This is a genomic window from Sphingomonas sp. Sphisp66, assembly GCF_047324325.1.
GTDB lineage: Bacteria > Pseudomonadota > Alphaproteobacteria > Sphingomonadales > Sphingomonadaceae > Sphingomonas.
Genome location: NZ_CP168508.1, coordinates 2,387,501 through 2,410,345, shown reverse-complemented (window position 1 = coordinate 2,410,345; position 22,845 = coordinate 2,387,501). Strand labels below are relative to the sequence as shown.

The window sequence follows — 22,845 nt, the reverse complement described above, 5'->3', positions numbered from 1 at the left end:
GGCACAATTCCGCAGCAGAATTGTCGATCCGCATTAGGCAATGCATTCCACTATTGACAATGCATCTGGAAAGTTTCAGCAGGAGATAGATTTAGCGCTAAGGCAAGCAATGCCAACGCGACTGAACGGGAGCCGGGTCGCGTGGGTCGTGCCGCTCCAACGGAGAACAAGGGCGGGCTGCCATGCGGCCGTCGATGTGGGAGGAAACTGATGAGCGTCTCGATCATGAAGCTTAAGTGCGGCATCAGCGCTACTGCGCTGCTTGCGGTGGCCATGGCTCTGCCGGGCGCCGCCTTTGCACAGAGCGCCGACGCTGCCGCCACGCCGACTACGGCCGGGCAGGAGGCGCCGGCTCCGGCGGCCGAGCCAACTTCCGAAGGCGAGATCATCGTCACTGCGCAGAAGCGTTCCGAGCGTCTCGTCGAAGTGCCGCTCGCGGTCACCGCGGTGAGCGCCAACACGCTGGCGAGCGCGCAGATCAACGACACCTCCAGCCTCACCCGCGCGGTGCCGTCGCTCCAGTATCAGCAGGGCAACAACCCCGGCAACAGCGGCTTCCGTATCCGCGGCGTAGGCACCCAGCTGTTCAGCCTGGGCGTCGAATCCGCCGTTGCCGTGGTGGTCGACGGCGTGGTCGCGCCGCGCCAGGCCCAGGGCTTCAGCGACCTCGCCGATCTGGAGCGCGTCGAAGTGCTGCGCGGCCCGCAGGGCACGCTTTTCGGCAAGAACGCGACCGCCGGCGTGATCAACATCGTCACCGCGCGCCCGTCCAAGACCTTTGGCGGCAATGTCGAGGCGACAATCGCCGAGCATAACGAATATCGCGTCAAGGGATCGCTCACGGGCCCGATCAGCGACACGCTGAGCGCCCGGGTCAGCGGCTTCTACAACCATGTCGGCGGCTACATCTACAATGTCGCCAAGGACAAGATGGTCAACGGCAATGAGAGCTGGGGCGTTCGTGGCAAGCTCGAATGGGATGCCGCCTCGAACCTCACCTTCCTGCTGACCGGCGACTATCGCGAGAACAATGCTGATTGCTGCTCACGCGTGCCGGTCTCGATCGTCACTCCGGCGATGCAGACGCTGCTCGGGCCGCAGGTGGTCGCCAGTCCCAAGAACCGCACCATCTCCAACGATGATCTGAGCTACTATCGCACCAAGTCGTCGGTGGTGTCGCTGCAGGGCGACTGGGATCTCGGGCCGGCCACGCTGACCTCGATCACCGCCTGGCAATATTATCGCCAGAATGACCAGTTCGAGCCCGACCAGATCGCATCCGACCCGGTCCGCTATGTCGGCGCTTTCCCCTATTCGCAGTGGAACAGCAACTCCTCGCACCTGGGGTACAACAACTATTCGCAGGAAATCCGCCTCGCCTCGAACGGCAAGAGCGACTTCACCTATGTCGTCGGCGGGTTCTACAATCACCTCGACCTCGAGCGGAACCTGAACCGTCGCCGCCAGCGCTGCGCCGCCGGCACGCTGGGCCAGGCCTGCACGGTGACGAGCGCGGACTCCTCGGGCTTCGAGGGCAATTTCAAGAGCGACAACTACGCGCTGTTCGGCCAGATCGACTGGCGCGTGGTGGGCGGGCTGCACGTCATCGCCGGCCTGCGCGGCCAGTATGAGAAGCAGACGGTTACCGGCCGCGTCTATGGTCCGCTGGTCACCGGCGATGCGCTGTTCCCGGGCATCACGCTGAACAGCGGCACCCGCTCGCGCGACGACAGCGCGATCACCGGCAAGGCCGGCCTGCGCTACGAGTTCAACCGCAACCTGCAGGTCTATGGCAGCTACACGCGCGGCTATAAGGCGTTCGCGCTCGACATCGACGCGAGCACCAACTTCGCCACGCAGAACGGCATCGCGCCCGAGCATGTCGATGCGTACGAGCTGGGTGCCAAGTGGATCGCGCCGGGCGGCAAGTTCGACGTCAGCGCCGCGCTGTTCCGCTCGGACTTCACCAACCTGCAGGTGCAGGCGCTGGTGACCGATCCGGCGGCGGGCACCTTCATCACCGTGCTCGGCAATGCCGGCAAGTCGCGCTCGCAGGGCTTCGAGGTCGAGGCGAATTTCCGTCCCACGGACGGGCTGTCGATCGCGGCGAACTTCACACTGGTCGATGCGACGATCGACGTACCGGGGCAGAGCTGCCCGCTCCAGACGGCATCGACGGGCACCTTCTCGTCGAACTTCCCGGTCAACCAATGCTATGTCCGCAGCACCACGGTGAACGGCGTAACCACCCTGTCGGGCGCGATCATCGACGTGGTCGGCGGCAATCTGCCTGCCACCCCGCGTTATCGTGTCGGCGTCTCGCCGCGCTACGAGCATGACTTCGGCCCGGTCGCCGGCTTTGCCCAGATCAGCCTGAACTATCAGAGCAAGACCGGCTTCGCGCTGAACCAGGATCCGCTGCTCACCCAGAAGGGCTATGCGATCGTCGATGCGAGCGTGGGCGTGCACACCAGCGACAACAAATATGGGGTGACGGTCTTCGTCCGTAACCTGTTCGACCAGACCTACTACACCCAGCTCAACCACGGTACGCTGCTGGCCAATGGCGCGAACCCCTATGACCTCTGGGCCAATGTCAGCAAGGACGCGGATCGTTACTTCGGCGCCACCTTCAGCGCTCGCTTCTAGAAGTCCCTCCTGCAGGGCGGATCGATCCCCGGTCCGCCCTCCCTTTTGTTTTCGCACAGCGTGACTGAGGACTGGCCGATGCTTCCTTTCGCCCTCCTCCTGCTTTCCGCCCAAGCGGTGCCGGTGCCCCCGCCCGAACGCCCACGCGTGATCGTGCTCAGCGATATCGGCAACGAGCCCGATGACTCGGAATCGCTGGTCCGCTTCCTGCTCTATTCGGATTGCTTCGACGTCGAGGGGCTGGTCGCGAGCACCTCGGTCTGGCAGCGCGACAAGGCCCAGCCGCAGCTGATGCGCGTGCGGATCGACGCGTATGAAAAGGTGCGGCCGAAACTGCTGCGCCACTCGCCGACCTATCCCACCGCCGATGCCCTGCGCGCGGTGCTGCGCTCGGGCCAGCCGAGCTATGGCATGGCCGGTGTCGGCAAGGGCAAGGATAGCGAAGCCTCGAAGCTGATCGTGCGGGCGGTGGACCGTGCCGACAAGCGCCCGGTCTGGGTGCTGCTCTGGGGCGGGGCGGTCGATCTGGCGCAGGCGCTCTGGCATGTCCGCGCCACCCGCAGCCCGGCGCAGGTGCAGGCGTTCCTGACCAAGCTGCGCGTCTACTCGATCTCCGATCAGGACGATGCCGGGCCCTGGGCGCGACGGAATTTCCCGTCCTTGTTCTGGATCGCCAGCATCCATGGCTGGGGCCAGTACAACATGGCGACCTGGGCCGGCATCTCGGGCGACCGGCGCAATGCCGAGCAATGGCCCGATCGCGAGACGGTCGGCGATGCCTGGCTTGAGGCGAATATTCGCCGCGGGCCGCTCGGCGCGCTCTATCCGCTGCCCGAATTCATCATGGAAGGGGATACGCCCTCCTTCCTCTATCTGATCCCCAACGGGTTGAACGACCCCGAACGCCCGGACTTTGGCGGCTGGGGCGGCCGCTACATGCATGCGGCGCCGAGCGGCGGGCTGTTCGCGGACGTGAAGGACAGCTTCGCGCGCGACGGGCGGACCTGGTCGGGCAACCAGGCCTCGGTCTATCGCTGGCGCGCCGCCTTCCAGAACGACTTTGCCGCGCGGATGGCGTGGAGCGTCGACGGCAGGGCCAATCACGCGCCGGTCGTGGTGGCGCAGGGTGTCGCCGGGCTCGCGCCGGTGCGGATCAGGGCGAAGGCGGGCGAAACGGTGACGCTTGATGCTGCCGGTACCCGCGATCCCGATGGCGACGCGCTCGACTATCGCTGGTGGCAGTATCGCGAGGTCGGCGGCATTCCAGGACAGTCGGCAGTGGAGATCGCCGATGCCGGGGCGCCGCGCGCCAGTTTTGTCGCGCCTTCGGTCAAGGCGCAGACCGCGCTGCACCTGATCCTTGAGGTGCGTGACCGGGGCGCCCCGCCGATCACTCGCTATCGCCGCGTCATCGTGGAGGTTTCGCCGCAATGAACCCGTCCCGTCGCCAGTTGATCGGCGCCTTGCTCGCGACCAGCGCGCTCGCCGCCGGCACGCCGGGCCGGGCCAGCAAGCGCAAGCCGCCGAACATCGTGCTGATCGTGCTCGACGATACGGGCTATTCCGATTTCGGCTGCTTCGGATCGGAGATCAAAACCCCGAACATCGATGCGCTCGCCGCCGACGGCCAGCGCTTCAACCATTTCGAGAGCAAGGCGATCTGCACCGCGACGCGGGCGGCGCTGCTGACCGGGCGCAACAACCATAGCCTCGGCCTGGCGGACCTGCCCTCGGGCAAGTTCCAGCCGCCGGGCACCGGCAAGGACGCCGGCGACCTCGCCCCCAATGTCCAGCTGCTGCCCGAAGCGCTGCGCGCGCGCGGCTATGCGACACTGGCGATCGGCAAATGGCATCTCGCCACCGAATTCCAGGACGGCGGCCCGGGCAACAACGCCTCCTGGCCGCGCCAGCGCGGGTTCGACTATTATTACGGCTTCGTCAGCGGCTGGGCCGACCAGCTTCGCCCCGATCTGGTCGAGAACAACGCGAAGATCGGCAAGCCGAGCGCACCGGATTATCACTTCTCCGTCGACATCACCGACCGCGCGATCGCGAAGCTGGCCGAGAGCAAGGCAGCGGCGCCCGACAAGCCGCGCTTCCTCTATCTGGCCTATGGCGCCACCCATGCGCCGATCCAGGTGCCCAAGCCCTATATCGACGCCTATGCCGGCCAGTATGAAAAGGGCTGGGACGCGATCCGCGCCGATCGCTTCGCCCGGCAAAAGGCAATGGCGATCGTGCCGCCGGGCACCGTGCTGCCGCCGCCCAATGCCGGCGACGATGCCTGGGCGCCGCTCGATCCCGTGAAGAAGCGGGTCTATGCGCGGTTCATGGAAGCCTATGCCGGCTTCCTGACGCACACCGATGAGCAGATCGGCCGGCTGATCGCGGCGCTCAAAGCGAGCGGCGACTATGAGAATACCCTGTTCGTGCTGCTCTCCGACAATGGTGCCAGCGCCGAGCATGGCCAGACCGGCTCGATCGGCCAGCTTTATCCGCCGGTCCATCTCGATGCCGCCGAGCTCGCAACGCATATGCAGGATATCGGCACCGCGCAGATCGGCATGCAGCGGCCCTGGGGCATGGCGAGCAACACGCCGTTCCGCCGCTACAAGTCCTGGCCCAATGCCGGCGGGGTGCGCACGCCGCTGATCGTCGCCTGGCCCGGCTACCTGCCGAACAAGGGCGCGATCCGCCGCCAGCGTATCGATGCCGTCGACATCGCTCCGACTTTGGTCGAACTCGCCGGCGCGCGCTTCGATGCGGTGGTGGACGGCAAGGCGATGATCCCGGTCGCCGGCGCCTCGTTCCGCACAGCCTTGTTCTCCGCGAGTGCACCCGATCCGCGACCGGTCCAGTTTTTCGAGCTGCGCGGCAATCGGGCGGTGCGCGCGGGCAAGTGGCGCGCGGTGGCGATCCACAAGCTCGGCACGCCGTTCGAGCAGGATCACTGGGCGCTGTTCGATACCGACGCTGATTTTGCCGAAGCAGAAGACCTCTCGGGTCGCAATCCGAACAAGGTCTCGGAGCTCAAGGCGATATGGCAGCGGGAGGCGCGCCGATACGGCGCCCTCCCGCTGTCCGAGGGGCCGGACTATGTCCGCAAGCTCGACCGGTATCGCGACGCGTTCCTGGGGGATTGAGAGACATGGGCCGCCTACGCCGCATCATCCTGTCGGGCTGCGCCGCCATGGCGAGCGTGGCGCTGGCGGCGCCTGCCGTCTCGGGACCGACCGGCGCGTCACCAGTGCAGGCGCAGGAAACGCAGCAGCCCAACATCATCTTCGTGCTGGTCGATGATCTGCGCTTCGACATGATGGGCTTTCTCAATCCGGGCCTGAAGACACCGAACATCGATTTCCTTGCGAAGAACGGCACCTATTTCCCCAATGCCGTGGTCACCTCCTCGCTGTGCAGCCCGAGCCGGGCGACGATCCTCACCGGCCAGACCGCGCGCAACCACGGCGTGGTCGACAACAACAACAGCTCGGAAGACGGGCTGATCTTCTTCCCCTCCTATCTGCAAAAGGCCGGCTACCAGACCGCGTTCTTCGGCAAATGGCATATGGGCTTCGACACCGATGCTCCGCGCCCGGGCTTCGACAAATGGGTGAGCTTCAAGGGGCAGGGGACCTATTTCCCGACCGAGCGGCTGAGCCCGGCGCAGCTTGCCGCAGGCGAGCGCCAGATGCTCAATGTCGACGGCCGCGAAGTGAAGCGCACCGGCTATATCACCGACGAGCTGACCGATTACACGATGGACTGGCTGGAGAAGGGCCGGGACAAGTCCAGGCCCTTCTTCGTCTATCTCAGCCACAAGGCGGTGCATTCCGATGCGATGCCGCCCGATCGCTACAAGAACCAGTACAGCGATCTCGACATCAAGCTGCCCGACACGATGGCGAACACGCCGGAGAATAATGCCGGCAAGCCGCTCTGGGTGCAGAACCAGCGCAACAGCTGGCACGGCGCCGACAATCCCTATACCGGCAAGCCCGATCTCAAGGAGCGGGTGCGCGACATCTACCGCACGCTCTCGCCGGTGGACGACAGCCTCGGGCGGATCCTCGGCTATCTGAAGAAGAACAAGCTCGAGAAGAACACGATGATCGTGTTCTATTCGGACAATGGCTTCCTGATCGGCGACCATGGCCTGATCGACAAGCGCAACGCCTATGAGCCGTCGGTGCGCGTGCCGATGGTGGTCTATGCACCGGGGATGGGCGTGGCGAAGGGAGCGACCAACCCCGCTTTGGTGCGCAATCTCGACCTGGCGCCGACCTTCCTCGACGCCGCGCATCTCGCGAAGCCGACGCAGATGGAGGGATCGAGCTTTCTCGGCCTCGCCGAGGGCAAGGTGAAGCTGGCCGACTGGAACCCCGGCGACTTCATCTACGAATATTATTGGGAATGGACCTTCCCCCAGACGCCGACGACCTTCGCGATCGAGCGCAACCGGGTGAAGTACATCCAGTATCACGGCGTATGGGACACCGAGGAGCTGTACGACCTCGGCAAGGATCCCGACGAGCGCCACAATCTGATCGACGATCCGGCCTATTTCGATGCCAGGGTCACGCTGCGCAAGGCGCTGTTCGCCCAGCTGGCGAACAACAAGGGCCAGCATGCCGTGCCCTATACCGAGAAGACCAGCCCCGGCGTGGTCTACCGTGTCGACACCGGCACCCATGCGGCGGACTTCCCGGCCGGCTGGTACAAGCCCGCCGACCTGCCGACCAAGATGAACGATATCTTCCCCGACAGCCCCGCCAAGACCAAGGCGACGGAAGCGGGCAAGCCCTATTTCCCCCAGAAGCCGGAATGACCATGACCGCAGCCACCGCCGCCGACACCACGCCCTGGCCGGCCAGGACCACTGCCTGGTATGTCGCGATCCTGCTGATGCTGGCGAACACGCTGGCGTTCGTCGATCGCCAAGCGATGGCGCTGCTGGTGCAGCCGATCAAGGCGGACCTGCAGATCAACGATACTGCGATCAGCCTGCTCTACGGCCTCAGCTTCACGCTCTTCTATGTCGCGGTGGGCATCCCGATCGCGCGGATCGCCGATCGCTCGAACCGGCGCAACATCATCGCCGGCGCGATCTTCGTGTGGAGCGTGGCGACCAGCCTGTGCGGCCTCGCGCGCTCCTTTGCGGGGCTGTTCGCGGCGCGCGTCATGGTCGGGGCGGGGGAGGGCGGGCTGACGCCGGCGGCCTATTCGCTGCTCTCCGACTATTTCCCCAAGGAGAAGCTGCCCACGGCGATGGGCGTCTATCAGATCGGCCTGTATCTTGGCGGCGCCTCGGCGTTGATCATCGGCGGCATGATCTCCACCGTGATCCCGCCGTCCTCGACCGTGATCGTGCCGCTGCTCGGCGCGCTCAAGGGCTGGCAGATCGTGTTCCTGCTGCTCGGCCTGCCGGGTCTGGTGCTGACCGGCCTGATGCTGACCGTCCGCGAGCCGCTGCGCCGCGGCGTGCCCGCCGCGCAGGAGAGCGTGCCGCTGTCGGAGCTGTTCGCGCATATCGGCCAGCGGAGCGGCGCCTATATCGGCATCACCCTGGGCTTCGCGCTGATGATCTTCATCGGCAACGGCACTTCGGTGTGGATCCCGGCCTTCCTCCAGCGGACCTTCGGCTGGACCACCGCGCAGGTCGGCAGCCATTACGGGCCGATCGTGTTCCTCTGCGGCACCAGCGGCGCGCTGGTCGGCGGGATCATCGCCTCGAAGCTGCGCGCGGCGGGGCGTTCGGGCGCGAGCCTCAAGGCCTCGCTGTTCGGTTTCGTTGCGCTGGTGCCGATCACCATCGCCTTCCCGCTGATGCCGACCGCCACCGGCGCGCTCGTGCTGATCGGCCTCATGAACTTCTTCGCCGGCTTCAACTTCGGCGGCGGCCTCGCCACCCTGCTCGAGATGACGCCCAACCGGATGCGCGCTTTGGTCTCGGCCTTCTATATGCTGACGATCAATCTGATCGGCGCGGCGCTTGGCCCGACGGCGATTGCGCTTTGCACCGATTACTGGTTCGCCGATCCGCAGAAGCTGCCGGAGGCGATCGCGCTGGTCGCCGGTATCGCTTCGCCGCTTTCCGTGCTTGCTCTATGGCTTGGCATGCGTAGCTATCACCAGCAGACAGCAAGGGCGCCTGTACTGGCGTAACGGTAGAAAAGGGGGCGCATGGCAAGGGCACGACGCAAGGGAACGGGCGTCACCATCCAGACGGTGGCCGAGCGCGCGGGCGTTTCGGCGATGACGGTATCCTATGTCGTCAACGGCACCGGCCGGGTGAGCGCCGCAACGCGCGAGAGCGTGCTCGCCGCCGTGCGCGAGCTTGGCTATCAGCCCAATACCGCCGCACGCTCGCTGGCCAGCGCCGCCACCTGCCGGATCGGCATCGTCTATCAGAATTCGCAGAATGCGTTCCTGAGCGCGATGCTCGTCGGTGCGCTCAACGCGACGTCGCGGCTCGGCGCCGAGCTGATGATCGGCAAGGTCGAGGGGCCGGTGATGGCCGATACCGAGCGGGCGATGCGCCTGCTGGTGCGCGGCGGCGCCAATGCGATCCTGCTGGCGCCGCCCTATGGCGAGCTGGTCAGCGGCTCCGGGCTGATCGCCGAGCTGGGCGTGCCGGTTGCCGCGGTCGCGCATGGCGGCGAGCTGCCCGACATGGCGACGATCGGCGTCGACGACCGTGCCGCCACAAGGGCGATGGCCGAGCGGCTGATCGCGCGCGGGCATCACCGCATCGGCTTCGTCTCCGGGCCGCCCAGCCATGATTCCAGCCCGTTGCGGCTGGCCGGCTTCCGGGATGCGCTGGTCGCGGCGGGGCTGCCCTGGGACGAAGCGCTGGTCCAGCCGGGGCGCTTCACCTTCGAATCCGGACTTGAGGCAGGGGAGGCGCTGCTCGCTCTGCCCAATCCGCCGACCGCGATCTTCGCCTCGAACGACGACATGGCCTCGGGCGTCTCCGCTGTCGCCCATCGCCGCCGCCTCCATATTCCCGAGGACATTGCCGTCGCGGGCTTCGACGATGCGCCGATCGCGGTGAAGATCTGGCCGTCGCTGACCACGGTGCGCCAGCCGGTCGAGCAGATCGGCGAACGTGCCACCGAATTGCTCGTCGCGCGCGTCACCGGCCGCGACGATTTCGGCGGCGCGCAGTCGCTGCGCATGCCGTTCGAAGTGATCGAGCGCGAATCCACCGCTTTCGATCGCTAGATCGCCTGCCTAAGGTGCTGGAATGACGGAAGAGACAGAGGGCGAGACCGAGAAGCGCCGGCGCGGCATTCAATCGGTCGAGATCGGGTTGAGCGTGCTCGAGGCGCTCGCCGCCTTGGGCGAGGCCTCGACGCTGGGCGCGATCGCCCAGGCGAGTGGGTTGTCGGGCCCGCAGACGCATCGCTACCTCGCCAGCCTGACCGCGGCGGGGATGACGCAGCAGGACCGCGCCTCGGGCCGCTACGATCTCGGGCCCGCAGCGCTAAAGCTCGGGCTGAGCGCGCTCGCCCGCACCGATGCCTTCCGCGTCGCCGATACCGCGATCGAGGCATTCGTTCGCGAGACCGGGCGCACGGTGCAGGTCGCGGCGCTGGGGCCGCAGGGACCGACCGTGGTGCGCTGGCACATGGGCCGGCCGGCGGTGATGACCTCGTTCGGTGTCGGTGCGGTGCTGCCGCTGCTCTACTCGGCGACGGGGCACATCTTCCTGAGCTTCGTGCCGGAGGTCGAGATCGATCCGCTGCTCGCCCGCGAGCTGCCCGAGAGCGGGATGAGCAGGGCGGAGGTCGAGGCGATCAAGACGCGCGTTCGTGACGAAGGTCGCGCACATGTCGAAGGCACGATGATTCCCGGCTTGCGCGCCGCGGCCTTCCCGATCTTCGACCTGCAGGGCCGCGCGATCCTGAGCGCGACCGCGCTGGTGCCGGGCGCGTTCAAGGCGGACGACAGCGGCGCAGTGCTCGACAAGCTTGCCGCGGCGTGCCGCGACGTCAGCGAAAAGCTCGGCTGGAGCGGATAAATCGTTTGACATAGGGTAATAGATTGCACGATGGGTAATATGTGCGGCGAGCCCCTCCTCGCCGCACACCCTATTTCGTGAGTATCGGGCATGACTCTCGCCAATGATCAGCGATCCCAGCTTGAAGCGCTGTACGAGGAGATGGCGCCGGCGCATTTGACCCCGCTGTGGGAGTCGCTAGCCGACTTGGTCCGTCCGCAGCCCAGATCGCCGGCGCAGGTGCACCGCTGGTCCTATGCCGAGGCGCGCGACTATCTGCTGCGCGCCGGCGACCTGATCTCCGCCGAGCAGGCCGAGCGCCGCGTGCTGATCCTCGAGAACCCCGGCCTCGAAGGCCAGTCGGCGATCGTGCCGAGCCTCTATGCCGGGCTCCAGCTGATCCTGCCGGGCGAAGTCGCCCCGGCGCACCGCCATGCCCAGTCGGCACTCCGCTTCGTGATGGAAGGCGATGGCGCCTTCACCGCGGTGGACGGCGAGAAGGCGATCATGCGCCCATTCGACCTGGTGCTGACGCCGGGCTGGCAATGGCACGACCATGGCAACCCCACCGACAAGCCGATGATCTGGCTCGACGGGCTCGACATCCCGACCGTCCGCCATTTCGATGCGAGCTTCGCCGAGAAGGGCGAGGACAAGGTCTATCCCGAGACGGTGAAGCCCGGCGATACGCTGGCGCGCTATGGCCACAACATGCGGCCGATGCGCGGCTCGCTCGCTGATCGCCGTCCGTCGCACCAGCCGCTGTTCCACTATCCCTATGCCGAATGGCGCCCGGCGCTCGATGCCATGGCCGCCTCGGCCGAGATCGATCCGCATCTCGGCCACGCATTGGAGTTCCTCAATCCGGCCAATGGCGGCCCGGTGATGGCGACGATCGCCGCGCATGTCCGCCTGCTGCCCGCCGGATTCGAAACGCGCTCGCGGCGCAGCACCGACGGCACTGTTTTCGTCGTGGTCGAAGGCAGCGGCACCGCGGTGATCGAGGGGCAGGAAATCGCGCTCAATCCGCGTGACATCTTCATCGTGCCCTCATGGCACGAGCTTCGCCTGCGGGCAGACAGCACGCTGGTGCTGTTCGGCTATTCGGACAAGGCGGCGCAGGAAAAGCTGAACCTCTACAAGGAGCAGAATTCGTGACGATCCTTTTTGCACCCCTGGATACGGTTCTCGCCGCGACGAGCGACGGAAACCAGTTTCCGGTGCGCCGATTGTTCTGCATCGGCCGCAACTATGCCGCGCATGCCCGCGAGATGGGCCGCGACCCGGACCGTGAGGCCCCGTTCTTCTTCACCAAATGGGCCGAGACGGTGGTGCCGAGCGGCACGACCATCGCCTATCCGAGCGAGACGGCGAACTTCCACTATGAGGCCGAGCTGGTCCTCGCGATCGGCAAGGGCGGGCGCAACATCGCCGCCGCCGACGCGCTGGGCCATGTCTATGGCTATGCCACCGGCCTCGACATGACCCGCCGCGACCTGCAGCTCGAGGCGCGCGAGAAGGGGCGTCCGTGGAGCACCGGCAAGAATGTCGAGCAATCCTCGCCGCTCGGCCTGATCCACCCGGCCGGCGAGACCGGCCCGTTCGACAGCGGCAGCATCAAGCTGACCGTGAACGGTGTGGTGAAGCAGGATGCCGACCTCAACGAGTTGATCTGGGACGTGCCCGAGGTGGTCGCCTATGTCTCGCGCTTCTACCGGCTGGAGCCGGGCGACCTGATCTATACCGGCACCCCGGCGGGCGTCGGCGCAGTGGTCGAGGGCGACGAGGTCGTGGTGTCGATCGCCGGCCTCAGCGACTGCGTGATCAAGGTCGGCGCGCCCGCCCGTGACTGACGCAGTCACGCTGCACGGCTATTTCCGGTCGGGCGCATCCTACCGGGTGCGCATCGCGCTCAACCTGAAAGGCATCGCCTATGCCGATGCCTTTCACCACCTGCGCAAGGGCGAGCAGAACGCACCGGGATATCGCGCGCTGAACCCGCAAGGGCTGCTGCCGACGCTGGAGATCGACGGCGCGGTGCTGACCCAGAGCCTGGCGATCTGCGAATATCTGGACGAGGTGCATCCCGAGCCGGCGCTGCTCCCCGCCGAGCCGGTGGCGCGTGCCAAGGTCCGCGCCTTTGCCCAGATCATCGCTTGCGACACCCATCCGGTGCAGAACCTCAAGGTGCTGGCCAGGTTGCGGGCGCTGGGGCTCGACGAGGCGCAGGTCAATGGCTGGGCGGCGCGAGTGATCGAGGAGGGGCTCGATGCGTGCGACAAGCTGATCGAGGGCCAGTCAGGCACCTATTGTTTCGGGGACAGCGTGACGCTGGCCGACCTGTTCCTGGTGCCGCAGCTGGTCAATGCGCGGCGCTTCGGCGTCGATGTGGGGCGCTGGCCGAAGCTGCTCGCGATCGAGCGCGCCTGCCTGGCGCTCGATGCCTTTGCCAGGGCGGCGCCGGAGAACCAGCCCGACGCGGAATAGAAGATCGGAAGGGAAGAGGATGACCGGATTTCCGCTGAACCGCCGCGCCCTGATCGGAGCGGCCGGATCGACCTTCCTGGCGAGCCTCGCCGCCCGCGCGCGGGTGCCGGGCGGGTCGCGGCCGAACCTGGTCCTGTTCTTCCCCGACGAGATGCGGGCGGACTCGCTGGCCTGTTACGGCAATCCGGTCACGCGCACTCCGGCGTTCGACCTTCTGGCGAAGCAGGGGACGCGCTTCGCCAATTGTCATGTCCAGACGCCGATCTGCGCGGCCTCGCGCTGCTCGATGCTCACCGGGCTGCCGACCAGCGCCACCGGGCATCGGGGCTTCGGCTATCTGCTCCAGCCCGACGAGCCCAACCTGTTCCGCACGCTGCGCGAGGGCGGCTACGACACTTATTTCTTCGGCAAGAACGATGTGCTCGCGCCCGAGACCTTTGCGCGCAGCCTGACCGACTGGGCCGATCCGCCCGCGCCGGGCGCGGCGGCAGGCGATCATGCGCCGGGCGCGCGGCGCGGCAAGGTGGACGGGCCGACGACGATGCTGTTGCCGGCAACCGGTGACCGGCGCGCGACCAGCGATTACGGCATCCTCAAGAGCGCGATCGAGGTGATCGAGCGGCGTGAGCAGGACCGGCCCTTCTGCCTGTTCCTTCCCGTCTTCCAGCCGCATCCGCCCTATCACGCGCCCGACGGCTTCCAGGACATGTACAAGCCTGGCGACCTGCCGCCGCTGATCCCGCCGGGGACCAAGGGCCGGCCGGCCTATCATGCTGCGATCCGCGAGAAGTACCGTCTGAACGAAGTCGATGATGCGGTGCTGCGTCAGGTCCGCGCGACCTATTATGGCCAGGTTTCCTATACCGACTGGCTGCTCGGCGAGCTGATGGAAGCGCTGGAGCGCACCGGCCGCGACAAGGATACCGCGCTGCTCGTCAGCTCCGATCATGGCGATTATGCCGGCGATTACGGGCTGGTCGAGAAATGGCATGGCGGGCTGGAAACCTGCCTGACGCATGTGCCGATGATCGGGCGCGTCCCCGGCGGCGTCGCCGGCAATGTCGCGATGGGGATGACCGAGCTGTATGACGTGCTGCCGACCTTCCTCGATCTCGCGGGGCTGGCTTCCACCCACACCAATTTCGCCCGCTCGATGATGCCGCAGCTGCGCGGCGGGCAGGGCGATCCGAACCGCGCCGCCTTCACCGAGGCGGGGATGAATATCTACGAGCCCCAGGCATTCGATACGCCCTCGGGCGGGCTCTATGCGCGCAAGTCCGAACTGGCCGCGGAGCAGCCGGTCCTGGTCGGCCGCGCGGCATCGGTCCGCACCCGGCGCTACACCTTCGTCCAGCGGCCGCAGGGGTTGAGCGAGCTCTATGATCGCCAGGCCGATCCGCAGGAGCTCGACAACCTGATCGGCCAGCGCAGCCATGCGAAGGTGCAGGACGCGCTCGAGCGGCGGCTGCTCGACTGGTACATCAACACCACCGGCGTCCCCGCCGACACGCGCAACAGCCGCGACGTGCCCAATTTCACCGCACCGCTCGCCCCCAAGGCGGATGGCGCTGCGGCGACGGCGATACTGGACAGATAGGGATCAGCGCAGCGGCAGGACCATGTCCTGCTGGCGCCCGGTGCCGCGCAGCTCGATGCGGTCGGCGAAGAAGTCGAGCCGGGCATAGGAAGTGCTCTCGGTATCGAGCATCGCCTTCAGGTTCACATAATGGACGCCGGCATGGCGGCCGTAATTGCCGTCGTGATTGTGCCCGTCGAGCCAGAGCTTGGCCGAAGGGTGGCGCTCGACCACGGCCATCACCGCCGCGGCGTTCCACAGATTGTGCGGGTTCTCGGGATAGACCGGGAAGTGGGAGAGCAGGGCGACCTTGAGCCCGCGCTTGTCGGCGCCGGCGAGCTGGGCGTCGATCCAGGCGAGCTGGGTGTCGCCGATGCCGCCGTCCCATAGCGGCTTGTCGGCATAGAGCCGGGCATGGGCTTCCATGCTCGCCTTGTGCTGCGGGCTGCCCTCGGGCCAGCCATAGCTGCTCAGGTCGTTGCCGTCGGTCACCACGAACAGCCAGCCCTTGCGCTCGAAGCTGTAATAGCGCGCCGGCATGCCGAGCTTGGCGGGCAGCTGCGGCTTGTAGGCGTCGGGGATCGAGAATTCGTGATTGCCGAGCGCGAAGTGCCAGGGATGGCGCGAGCGCTTCACGATCGGCAGCATCGCGTCGAAGCTCGCCCAGTCCTTGTCGATGAAGTCGCCGAGATGGACGACGAAATCGAGCTTCTGGCGGTTGAAGTCGGCAACCGCGGCGGCGAGCTTGCCCGGGGCGGTATGATAGAGCCGCTGGCCGTTATCGGCTTCCTCGGCATATTGCGCGTCGGCGATCGCGCCGATGCTGAACTGCGGGCGTTCGGGCGCGGGCCCGCTCGCGGTCAGGCCCAGCAGTGCAAGCGACAACAGCAGGACGCGCATCTCATTCCCCAAAATAGAGTCGCCGGTCGCTTAAGGGCGAAGTGTGTCATCCGCGCTTCACGGACTCGGCCTAGGCGGGTCCCGAGAATCGCAACGATCCAGGGTCCGGGGACGGCAAGATGCGCAGGTTCGCGTCATGAACGAGATGACCGCGGTGGCCGATCGGCGGGCAAGCGCCGCCGAGGACATGGCACTGCGCCAGGCACTGCATCGCTTCGTCACCGGGCGGATGCGCGACGGGGTGGAGGGCGAGGACATCGTCCAGGAAACCTATGTCCGGCTCTATGACTATCGCCGCAAGCGGCACATCGCCGATGCCGGGGCCTTCTGCTTCGCCGTGGCGCGCAACCTGGTGCACGATCATTTCCGCCGGCTGCGGGCACTGCCGCCGGCGGCCGAGCTGGCCGAGGACATTGCCTGCCCGCAGCCGCGCGCCGACGAGGTGCTCGATTATCGCCAGCGCGTCGACATATTGGTGCGGGCGCTGAAGGCGATGCCGCCGCTGCGCCGCGAGATCTTCATGCGGCGCCGGCTGGACGGGGTGCCCGGCGTGGTGGTCGCCGCCGATCTCGACATGACCCAGGCGGCGGTGGACAAGCATTGCACCCGCGCGCTCGCCGACCTCCGCCATGCGCTCGAGCGCCGCGGCCTGCCGGCGGGAGGCCGGGCATGACCCGCCGCGCCGCGCTGCGCGAAGCCGCGCACTGGGCGATGCGCGAGGACGAGGCGGTGCTCGCCGAGCGGCCGCCCCAGGCCGCAGGCGACATCCAGGCGGTGCTCGACGATCCGGCGCTGGGCGAGGCGCTGCACGCGGTCGCCGCGATCGGCCGGCTTTCCGACGACGAGGTCCGCGCGATGCGCGACAGGCGCCGGCGCGCGCTCGGCACCGGCGTCGCGGCGGTGCTGGTCGGCGCGGTCGGCATCGGGGCCTGGCAGAGCGGCCTGTTCGAGCCCGCGATGCCGACCGTCCAGCATATCGAGACCAAGCGCGGCGAGCAGCGCACCGTCGAGCTTGCCGACGGCTCGAAGGTCCAGCTCGACGGGGCGACCAGCATCGACGTGACGATGGACGGGCGTTCGCGCTCCGTCGCGCTGCAGCGGGGCGAGGCCTATTTCGACATCGCGCACGAGGAGCAGCGCCCGTTCACGGTGCGCGCGGGGGCGGCGACGACGCGGGTGCTCGGCACCGCCTTCTCGATCGACCTCAGCCAGCGCTCGGTGAAGCTCGCCGTCTATCGCGGCAAGGTGCGCTTCGGCGGGGCGGATGGCGGCAAGGACGGGGTGGTCGTGCCGGCCGGCTGGCGCTCGAGCTATTCGGGCGGGACGGTGGTGCCGCCGGTGCGCTTCGACACGCGCCAGCAGGACTGGCGCCAGGCCTGGGTCGATACCGACGACATGGTGCTGGGCGAGCTGGTCGAGGCGCTCAACCGGCGCGGCGGCAGGCTGATCGCGCCGCCGCCGCCGAGCCTGGCGCGGCTGCCGCTTTCGGGCCGGTTCAAGCTCGACGATGCCGAGGAACTGCTCGGCGCGATGGGCGAAGTCTATGGCTTCCGCGTCGCCCGCGAGCGCGACCGGCTGCGCCTGATCGCGGGCGGCGAGGGTGACGCAAAACCGTCATCCGAGTGACGCTGCACTGCAACAAAATTCTTTTGTCCTGATGGCCCCGCGCACCCGTCTTCCGCTCGGAGGCGCAATCGCGCCGGAGCGGAGGAAGACATGACTACCAAGGGGATTTCACTGTTCTCGCTGGCGATCGCGCTGGCGACGCCGGCCATCGCGCAGGCCCAGCCGACGGGGGCGGCGGCCAATGGGGCGATGCGGTTCGATATCGCGGCGTCCGACCTGCGCGGCGCGCTCACCGAATTCTCGCGCGTCACCGGCCTGCAGGTCGTGGTCGCGCCGTCGGCGGTCGCCGGCCGCCGAACCGCCGGGGTGCGCGGCGCCCTGACCACGCGCGCGGCGCTCGACCAGTGGCTGCGCGGCACCAGCCTGGTCGCCTCGATGCGCGGCAGCGTCGTGGTGCTGAAGCCGGCCGCCAAGGCGCCGGCGCCGCGCCCGACCACGGTGGCGACGGCTCCGCGTCCGGTCGCGGTGGCCGAGGCCGCACCCGCCTATGTCCAGGAGCAGCAGGCCGAGGAGCCCGCGACCGACATCGTCGTCACCGGCTTTCGCCAGAGCCTGACTGAGGCGCAGCGCCTCAAGCGGGGCGCGGTCGGTGCAGAGGACGACATCGTCGCCACCGATATCGCTGCCTTTCCCGACCTGAACCTGGCGGAATCGCTGCAGCGCGTCCCCGGCATCACCATCACCCGCGACAGCGGCGAAGGCCGCCAGATCGCGCTGCGCGGCCTGGGCGCCGACTTCACCCGCACCCAGCTCAACGGCATGGAAGTGCTGGGCAACACCGCATCGGGCATGGACAACCGGGGTGGCGTGAGCCGCTCGCGCTCGTTCGACTACAGCCTGTTCGCCTCGGAGCTGTTCAACCGCGTCGCCGTGCAGAAGTCGTACGCGGCGGAGCAGGACGAGGGGGGCATCGCCGGCACCGTGCAGCTGACCACCGCGCGTCCGTTCGACTATGCCGGCTCGAAGTTCGTCGTCTCGGCCAAGGGCCAGACCAACACCAACACCAGCGGCGTGACTCCGCGTATCGTCGCGCTCGCCTCGACCCATTCCGACACGTTCGGCGCGCTCGTCTCGGTCGCCTACAGCCAGATCCGCAGCAACGAATATGGCTATCGCAACTGGGGCTGGGGCCTGACCAAGTACGCCGCGGCGAACATCGGCCCGAACATCGACGCCGATACGCGCACCAAGCTGCTGAACGGCGTTTGGCAGTCGACCGCCCAGTCGCCCTCGAGCTGGTACACCGATCGCAAGCGCCTGGGCATCACCGGCGCGCTGCAATATCGCCCCAGCGACAAGTTCAAGATCGACGTCGACCTGCTCTACGGGCGGCTGTGGGACTATCGTGACGATTATGCGCTCGCCACCGCCGGCGCCAACCCGCTGACCGGCAGCTCGATCGGCGGCACGCAGATCATCCAGAGCGCGGTGATCGACGGCACCAACACGCTGCGCGCGGCGAGCTTCACCGGCATCGATCTGCGCTCCGAGCACCACATCGTGAAGAACCACACCGATTTCTATCAGGGCGTGGCCAATGCCCAGTGGAACCCGACGGAGAATCTGACCATCCACGCGCTGGGCGGCTATGAGCAGTCGGACTTCGGCCAGCCGGTGTTCGACAAGGTGTTCATGGAAGCGAAGAACACCGCCTTCAGCTTCGACATGCGCCCGACGATCCCGGTCAACACCTATGGCATCAGCCTGACCGATCCGAACAACTGGCAGCTCCAGCGCCTCGACGTGCAGGAGAACAAGATCACCAACAGCTATGCCAATGGCAAGCTGGATGCCGCCTACAAGCTCAACGACGCGCTGACCTTCAAGGCCGGCGGCGAGTACAAGCACTTCATCAACAGCGGCTATACCTGGGTGAACAAGGTGTTCCACAACACCCCGACGCTCACCACCGTCCCGAACGACCTGAAGAACACAGTGGGTGTCGACACGCTGCTCCAGTACATCGTCGGCAATGTCGATGGCATCTATGCGCTGATCGGCGACAAGCGGAACCTGACCGCGGCCAATTTGCAGGCGGGCAGCGACTACCGGGTCGACGAGCAGACCTGGGCCGGCTTCGCCCAGGTCGATCTCGACACGACGGTGGGCGGCATGCGGCTGCGTGCCAATGCGGGCCTGCGTTACTACTCGACCGACCTGACCTCGTCGGGCCATCTCGCGACCGGCGCGGGCTTCGTGCCGGTGTCGATCGAGACCAACAGCAGCGGCTGGCTGCCGGCGGCGAATGTCGCGCTGGACGTGGCCAAGGACGTGGTCGTGCGCCTCAGCGCGAGCCGCAACGTCAACCGTCCGGGCCTGGGCGACCTCGCCGCTGCCGGCTCGATCACCACGCGTCCGAACGGCGGCTCGCTGAGCCTCGGCAACCCGTTCCTCAAGCCGTACAAGGCGACTTCGGTCGAAGGTTCGGTGGAATGGTACATGGACGCGCACGGCTTCGCGTCGGTGGGCTTCTTCTACAAGAACATGGACAGCTTCATCACCACCGCGACGACGACCATGCCCTATGGGCAGACCGGCCTGCCGCTGTCGCTGCTGATCCAGGGCCAGGACGCCAGCACGCCCTATGACGTCTCGCAGCCGGTCAACGGCCCGGGCGCCAAGATCAAGGGCATCGAAGTCGCGTTCCAGCACGACTTCACCTTCCTGCCCGGTCCGCTGAAGCATCTCGGCGTCGTCGCCAACGGCACCTGGTTCGATGGCGAGCGCACCGCCATCTACGGCACCGGCGCCAGCCGGGCCACGCGCATCCTGCCGCTCGACGCGCTCTCGAAATGGGCATTCAACGCGACGCTCTATTATGAGAACAAGCTGTGGGGCGTGCGCGTCTCGGATGCCTATCGCAGCGAGTATCTGACCGGCATCGGCACCGCGATCACCAATTCGGGCAGCGGCATCCGCGGCACGAACAATGTCGATTTCCAGGCGCATGTGAACATCCGTCCCGGCATTCGCCTGATCGCCGAGGGCATCAACCTGACGAACGAGCCGATCCGCCAGTTCGACAGCATCGATGCCTATCGCCCGGACGTCTACACGACGAGCGGCCGTACCTTCACCTTCGGCTTCAGCGCCGAATTCTGATCATGGCGCGCGGATCGCCGGCCGGTGCGCATTCCGGCCGGCGATCCTGCCAGGCCCCGGGCGGTTCGCCGCCCGGGGCTTTTTTTCGTCAGAAGCGGAAATCCACGCCCGCATAGAACAGGCGGCCATAGAGGTCATAGGTGTTGGCGGAGGTCTGGGTTCCCGGGAAGGTGACCAGGCTGGTGTCCCCGAACACCGGCGGCGTCTTGTCGAAGATGTTGTCGATGCCGAGATAGAAGGAATAGCGGCTCTTCGCGCCCGCGTTGAAGCGCAGTTGGGCGTCGTGATACCAGAAGGCGCCGGTGCGGATCGGACTGGTCGCGGTCAGATCGTCCACCACCGACGACAGATAATTGGCCCGCCAGTTGAGCGAGGCGCCCGGCAGGGCGAAGGTCGCCGAGACATTGACCTTGTCGCGGAAGCCCGTGCCCAGGCGGCCACAGGCATAGCAATCAAGCTGGCCCAGCTCGTCCTGGGTCGGGCCGCCCGGATAGGACGTCTGCTGCTGCTTCAGCAGATGCGTCCAGCGGACATTGAGGTCGAGCTTCGCCTCGCCCGAGAAGCGCACCGCGTAGCGCGCCTGGGTGTCGATCCCGGAGACTTGGAACGAGCCGGTGTTGAGGTTGATCGCGTTGACGCTCTCGAGATGCCCGGTCGCGTCGCGGACGATGTTGTTGCAGAAGATCGCCTGGCCGCCGCCGTTGATGCACTCGTTGAGCGAGGTCTGCTGGCCGATGATGCCGATCGCGTTCTCGACCTTGATATCATAATAGTCGACCGTGAGGCTGAAGCCGCGCAGGAAGCGCGGCTCGAACACGCCGCCCAGCGTCAGCGTCTTGGCCGTTTCCTGCTTCAGGTTCGGGTTGCCGCCGGTGAAGCCGTTGATGTTCTGGATCTGCGCGGTGGAATAGACGAACCCGCCAGCCCCGGCGGCGCTGGCGATCGCCGCATTGGCGAGGCAGGCGGCCGGCAGGCTGGTCAGCGAGATCGGGGCACCGTCGCCCGCGCCGCGACGCTGGTCGCAAGGATCGATGACCGCGGGGAAGGTCTCGTTCTGCGCCGAATAGAGTTCCGAGATGTTCGGCGCACGGGTGGCGCGGGAATAGACGCCGCGGAAGCGCAGGTCGCGCACCGGCGCCCATTCGCCACCGACCTTCCAGCTCCACACCCCGCCGACGGTGGAGTAATCGGCATAGCGCGCCGCACCCTCGAAGCTCAGCCGGTGGATGAAGGGCAGGTCGGCGAGGACCGGCGCGCTGACTTCGACGAAGCCTTCCTTCACATTATATGCGCCGCGCGTGTCGCTCAGCTGGTTGCCGAGCGTCAGGCCGAGATTGGTGGCCTCGTCGAAATCCTCGGTGCTCTTCTCGTGGCGATATTCGCCGCCGACCGCGAAGCCCAGCGGGCCACCCGGCAGCTTGAACAGGTCGCCCGACAGCGTGGCCGAGACCACGTCCTGCTTCACCCGCGCCTCGTAGCGGCTCTGCTCGCCGTTCCGCGTGACATAGGCGGCCGCGGCGGCGGAGACCGTGTTGAAGCCGAAGATGTTGAGCGGCACGCAGGCCGCGTCGTTGTTGTTGGGATTGGCATCGGCGTTGATCGCGCAGACCGGGCCATTGGGCCCGGCGACCACGTTGAGCGCATTGGCATAGTTCGGGCCATAGACCGTGCCCGAGTGGGTGACGTCGCGCGTCTCGCCATGCGTATAATAGATGTCGTAGTTCAGCGAGGGCGCCAGCTCGCCGCGCACGCCGGCCACCGCGCGCCAGGTCTCGCGGTCGTTCCGGTTGCTGCGGTCGAAGATGTCGTTCGAGCGCCGGCGGAAGGGCAGGGCAGTGACCCCGGCGCTCACCATCGCGTTGCGGATCGCCGTCGGGATCAGCGGATTGGTGATCGGGATGCCGCCGAACGCCGATCCGTCCGCATAGACGAGGTCGGTCGACGCCACCGCCTGCGGCTCCAGGCTGCTGTTGGACTTCGACTTGGCATAGGTGAACTCGCCATAGACCGTCGCCGCCGGCGAGAAGCTGAACTTGGCGAGGCTCGAGGCGAGATAGCGCTCGACGGGAAGCCCCAGATAGCGATCGGCATTGCGGTTGTAGCCGTCGATGTTGGCACTCTGATAGTTCTTCACATTGTTATATGCGTCGAAGGTCAGCGTGCCGGCGCCGGGAGCGAAGCTGCCGTTCGGGCTAAACAGTCCCTGCGCGCTGTACGAGCTGCGGTTGGGATTGTCGGTCGCGGAGAAGCCACGGTCGCGCGAGCGCAGGCCGTTGTCCTTGTCATAGCTGCCCGCCACCACGATGTGACCGCGTCCGTCGGCGAAGCTGGTACCGGCGGTCGCCGAGACGAGCTGGCGTCCCGCATCGCCCTTGTCGGACAGGCCCGCCTGGGCGTGCAGCCTCAGGCCCTGGAACTCGTCGTCGAGGATGAAGTTGACGACGCCCGCGATCGCTTCCGAGCCATAGACCGCCGAGGCGCCGCCGGTGACGACATCGACCTGCTT

The 22,845-nt window shown here is 67.0% G+C and carries 16 protein-coding genes (1 of these 16 running past the window's edge); 14 read left to right on the top strand and 2 right to left on the bottom strand.

Features of this window, described 5'->3' with window-relative positions:
* Window positions 1-210 precede the first annotated feature (210 nt).
* The 11 genes from ACEN8G_RS11455 (at window position 211) to ACEN8G_RS11405 (ending at window position 14,732) form a co-directional block, all read left to right on the top strand.
* Window positions 211-2,649: a TonB-dependent receptor gene (locus tag ACEN8G_RS11455; protein ID WP_413418463.1), complete on the top strand. Its 2,439-nt coding sequence runs from the start codon at window positions 211-213 to the stop codon at window positions 2,647-2,649.
* A gap of 78 nt (window positions 2,650-2,727) precedes the next feature.
* Window positions 2,728-4,083: a nucleoside hydrolase-like domain-containing protein gene (locus ACEN8G_RS11450; RefSeq protein WP_413418465.1), complete on the top strand. Its 1,356-nt coding sequence runs from the start codon at window positions 2,728-2,730 to the stop codon at window positions 4,081-4,083.
* Window positions 4,080-5,792, top strand: coding sequence for an arylsulfatase (locus tag ACEN8G_RS11445; RefSeq protein WP_413740788.1), 1,713 nt, complete (start codon window positions 4,080-4,082; stop codon window positions 5,790-5,792). The genes ACEN8G_RS11450 and ACEN8G_RS11445 overlap by 4 nt, the downstream gene beginning before the upstream one ends.
* A gap of 5 nt (window positions 5,793-5,797) precedes the next feature.
* The gene (locus ACEN8G_RS11440) at window positions 5,798-7,474 is read left to right on the top strand and encodes a sulfatase (protein WP_413416466.1); all 1,677 of its coding nucleotides are present in this window, start codon (window positions 5,798-5,800) and stop codon (window positions 7,472-7,474) included.
* Complete coding sequence (locus ACEN8G_RS11435) at window positions 7,471-8,811, top strand: MFS transporter (protein WP_413416467.1); 1,341 nt, start codon at window positions 7,471-7,473, stop codon at window positions 8,809-8,811. The genes ACEN8G_RS11440 and ACEN8G_RS11435 overlap by 4 nt, the downstream gene beginning before the upstream one ends.
* Before the next feature lie 18 nt (window positions 8,812-8,829).
* Entirely contained in the window at window positions 8,830-9,870 is a 1,041-nt protein-coding gene (locus ACEN8G_RS11430; protein WP_413416468.1) for a LacI family DNA-binding transcriptional regulator, read from the top strand.
* A 22-nt stretch (window positions 9,871-9,892) separates the two neighbouring features.
* Window positions 9,893-10,669: an IclR family transcriptional regulator gene (locus ACEN8G_RS11425; RefSeq protein ID WP_413416469.1), complete on the top strand. Its 777-nt coding sequence runs from the start codon at window positions 9,893-9,895 to the stop codon at window positions 10,667-10,669.
* Window positions 10,670-10,759: 90 nt separating this feature from the next.
* A complete protein-coding gene (gene gtdA / locus ACEN8G_RS11420) occupies window positions 10,760-11,806 on the top strand; it encodes a gentisate 1,2-dioxygenase (protein ID WP_413416470.1) in 1,047 nt (348 codons plus the stop codon).
* On the top strand, window positions 11,803-12,501 hold the full coding sequence (locus ACEN8G_RS11415) for a fumarylacetoacetate hydrolase family protein (RefSeq protein WP_413416471.1): 699 nt from the start codon (window positions 11,803-11,805) through the stop codon (window positions 12,499-12,501). Before gtdA ends, ACEN8G_RS11415 begins: the two co-directional genes overlap by 4 nt.
* Entirely contained in the window at window positions 12,494-13,135 is a 642-nt protein-coding gene (gene maiA / locus ACEN8G_RS11410) for a maleylacetoacetate isomerase (protein ID WP_413416472.1), read from the top strand. Before ACEN8G_RS11415 ends, maiA begins: the two co-directional genes overlap by 8 nt.
* 19 nt (window positions 13,136-13,154) lie before the next feature.
* Window positions 13,155-14,732, top strand: a complete 1,578-nt coding sequence (locus tag ACEN8G_RS11405; protein WP_413416473.1) for a sulfatase-like hydrolase/transferase — start codon at window positions 13,155-13,157, stop codon at window positions 14,730-14,732.
* 3 nt (window positions 14,733-14,735) lie between these two features.
* Here the strand turns inward: ACEN8G_RS11405 and ACEN8G_RS11400 are convergent, their stop codons facing one another.
* Window positions 14,736-15,611: a metallophosphoesterase gene (locus ACEN8G_RS11400; RefSeq protein WP_413416474.1), complete on the bottom strand. Its 876-nt coding sequence runs from the start codon at window positions 15,609-15,611 to the stop codon at window positions 14,736-14,738.
* Window positions 15,612-15,747: 136 nt separating this feature from the next.
* On the opposite strand from ACEN8G_RS11400, the gene ACEN8G_RS11395 reads away from it, so the two are divergent.
* From ACEN8G_RS11395 to ACEN8G_RS11385, 3 genes are all read left to right on the top strand, one after another.
* Window positions 15,748-16,284 (top strand): RNA polymerase sigma factor, encoded by a 537-nt coding sequence (locus ACEN8G_RS11395; protein ID WP_413416475.1) that lies wholly within the window; start codon window positions 15,748-15,750, stop codon window positions 16,282-16,284.
* Window positions 16,281-17,237, top strand: coding sequence for a FecR family protein (locus tag ACEN8G_RS11390; RefSeq protein ID WP_413740787.1), 957 nt, complete (start codon window positions 16,281-16,283; stop codon window positions 17,235-17,237). Before ACEN8G_RS11395 ends, ACEN8G_RS11390 begins: the two co-directional genes overlap by 4 nt.
* Before the next feature lie 90 nt (window positions 17,238-17,327).
* Window positions 17,328-20,339: a TonB-dependent receptor gene (locus ACEN8G_RS11385; RefSeq protein WP_413740786.1), complete on the top strand. Its 3,012-nt coding sequence runs from the start codon at window positions 17,328-17,330 to the stop codon at window positions 20,337-20,339.
* A gap of 88 nt (window positions 20,340-20,427) precedes the next feature.
* Here the strand turns inward: ACEN8G_RS11385 and ACEN8G_RS11380 are convergent, their stop codons facing one another.
* Window positions 20,428-22,845, bottom strand: the 3' portion of a protein-coding gene (locus tag ACEN8G_RS11380; RefSeq protein WP_413416478.1) for a TonB-dependent receptor domain-containing protein. It continues 462 nt past the right edge of the window; only the last 2,418 of its 2,880 coding nucleotides appear in the window; its start codon lies beyond the right edge, outside the window — the gene reads right to left on this strand; its stop codon occupies window positions 20,428-20,430.

Coding starts and splice junctions, on each gene's coding strand:
- ACEN8G_RS11390 (WP_413740787.1), top strand. CDS start 16,281: ATGACCCGCCGCGCCGCGCTGCGCGAAGCCGCGCACTGGGCGATGCGC.
- ACEN8G_RS11395 (WP_413416475.1), top strand. CDS start 15,748: ATGAACGAGATGACCGCGGTGGCCGATCGGCGGGCAAGCGCCGCCGAG.
- ACEN8G_RS11435 (WP_413416467.1), top strand. CDS start 7,471: ATGACCATGACCGCAGCCACCGCCGCCGACACCACGCCCTGGCCGGCC.
- ACEN8G_RS11405 (WP_413416473.1), top strand. CDS start 13,155: ATGACCGGATTTCCGCTGAACCGCCGCGCCCTGATCGGAGCGGCCGGA.
- ACEN8G_RS11400 (WP_413416474.1), bottom strand. CDS start 15,611: ATGCGCGTCCTGCTGTTGTCGCTTGCACTGCTGGGCCTGACCGCGAGC.
- ACEN8G_RS11425 (WP_413416469.1), top strand. CDS start 9,893: ATGACGGAAGAGACAGAGGGCGAGACCGAGAAGCGCCGGCGCGGCATT.
- ACEN8G_RS11385 (WP_413740786.1), top strand. CDS start 17,328: ATGACTACCAAGGGGATTTCACTGTTCTCGCTGGCGATCGCGCTGGCG.
- ACEN8G_RS11450 (WP_413418465.1), top strand. CDS start 2,728: ATGCTTCCTTTCGCCCTCCTCCTGCTTTCCGCCCAAGCGGTGCCGGTG.
- ACEN8G_RS11440 (WP_413416466.1), top strand. CDS start 5,798: ATGGGCCGCCTACGCCGCATCATCCTGTCGGGCTGCGCCGCCATGGCG.
- ACEN8G_RS11455 (WP_413418463.1), top strand. CDS start 211: ATGAGCGTCTCGATCATGAAGCTTAAGTGCGGCATCAGCGCTACTGCG.
- ACEN8G_RS11445 (WP_413740788.1), top strand. CDS start 4,080: ATGAACCCGTCCCGTCGCCAGTTGATCGGCGCCTTGCTCGCGACCAGC.
- ACEN8G_RS11430 (WP_413416468.1), top strand. CDS start 8,830: ATGGCAAGGGCACGACGCAAGGGAACGGGCGTCACCATCCAGACGGTG.
- gtdA (WP_413416470.1), top strand. CDS start 10,760: ATGACTCTCGCCAATGATCAGCGATCCCAGCTTGAAGCGCTGTACGAG.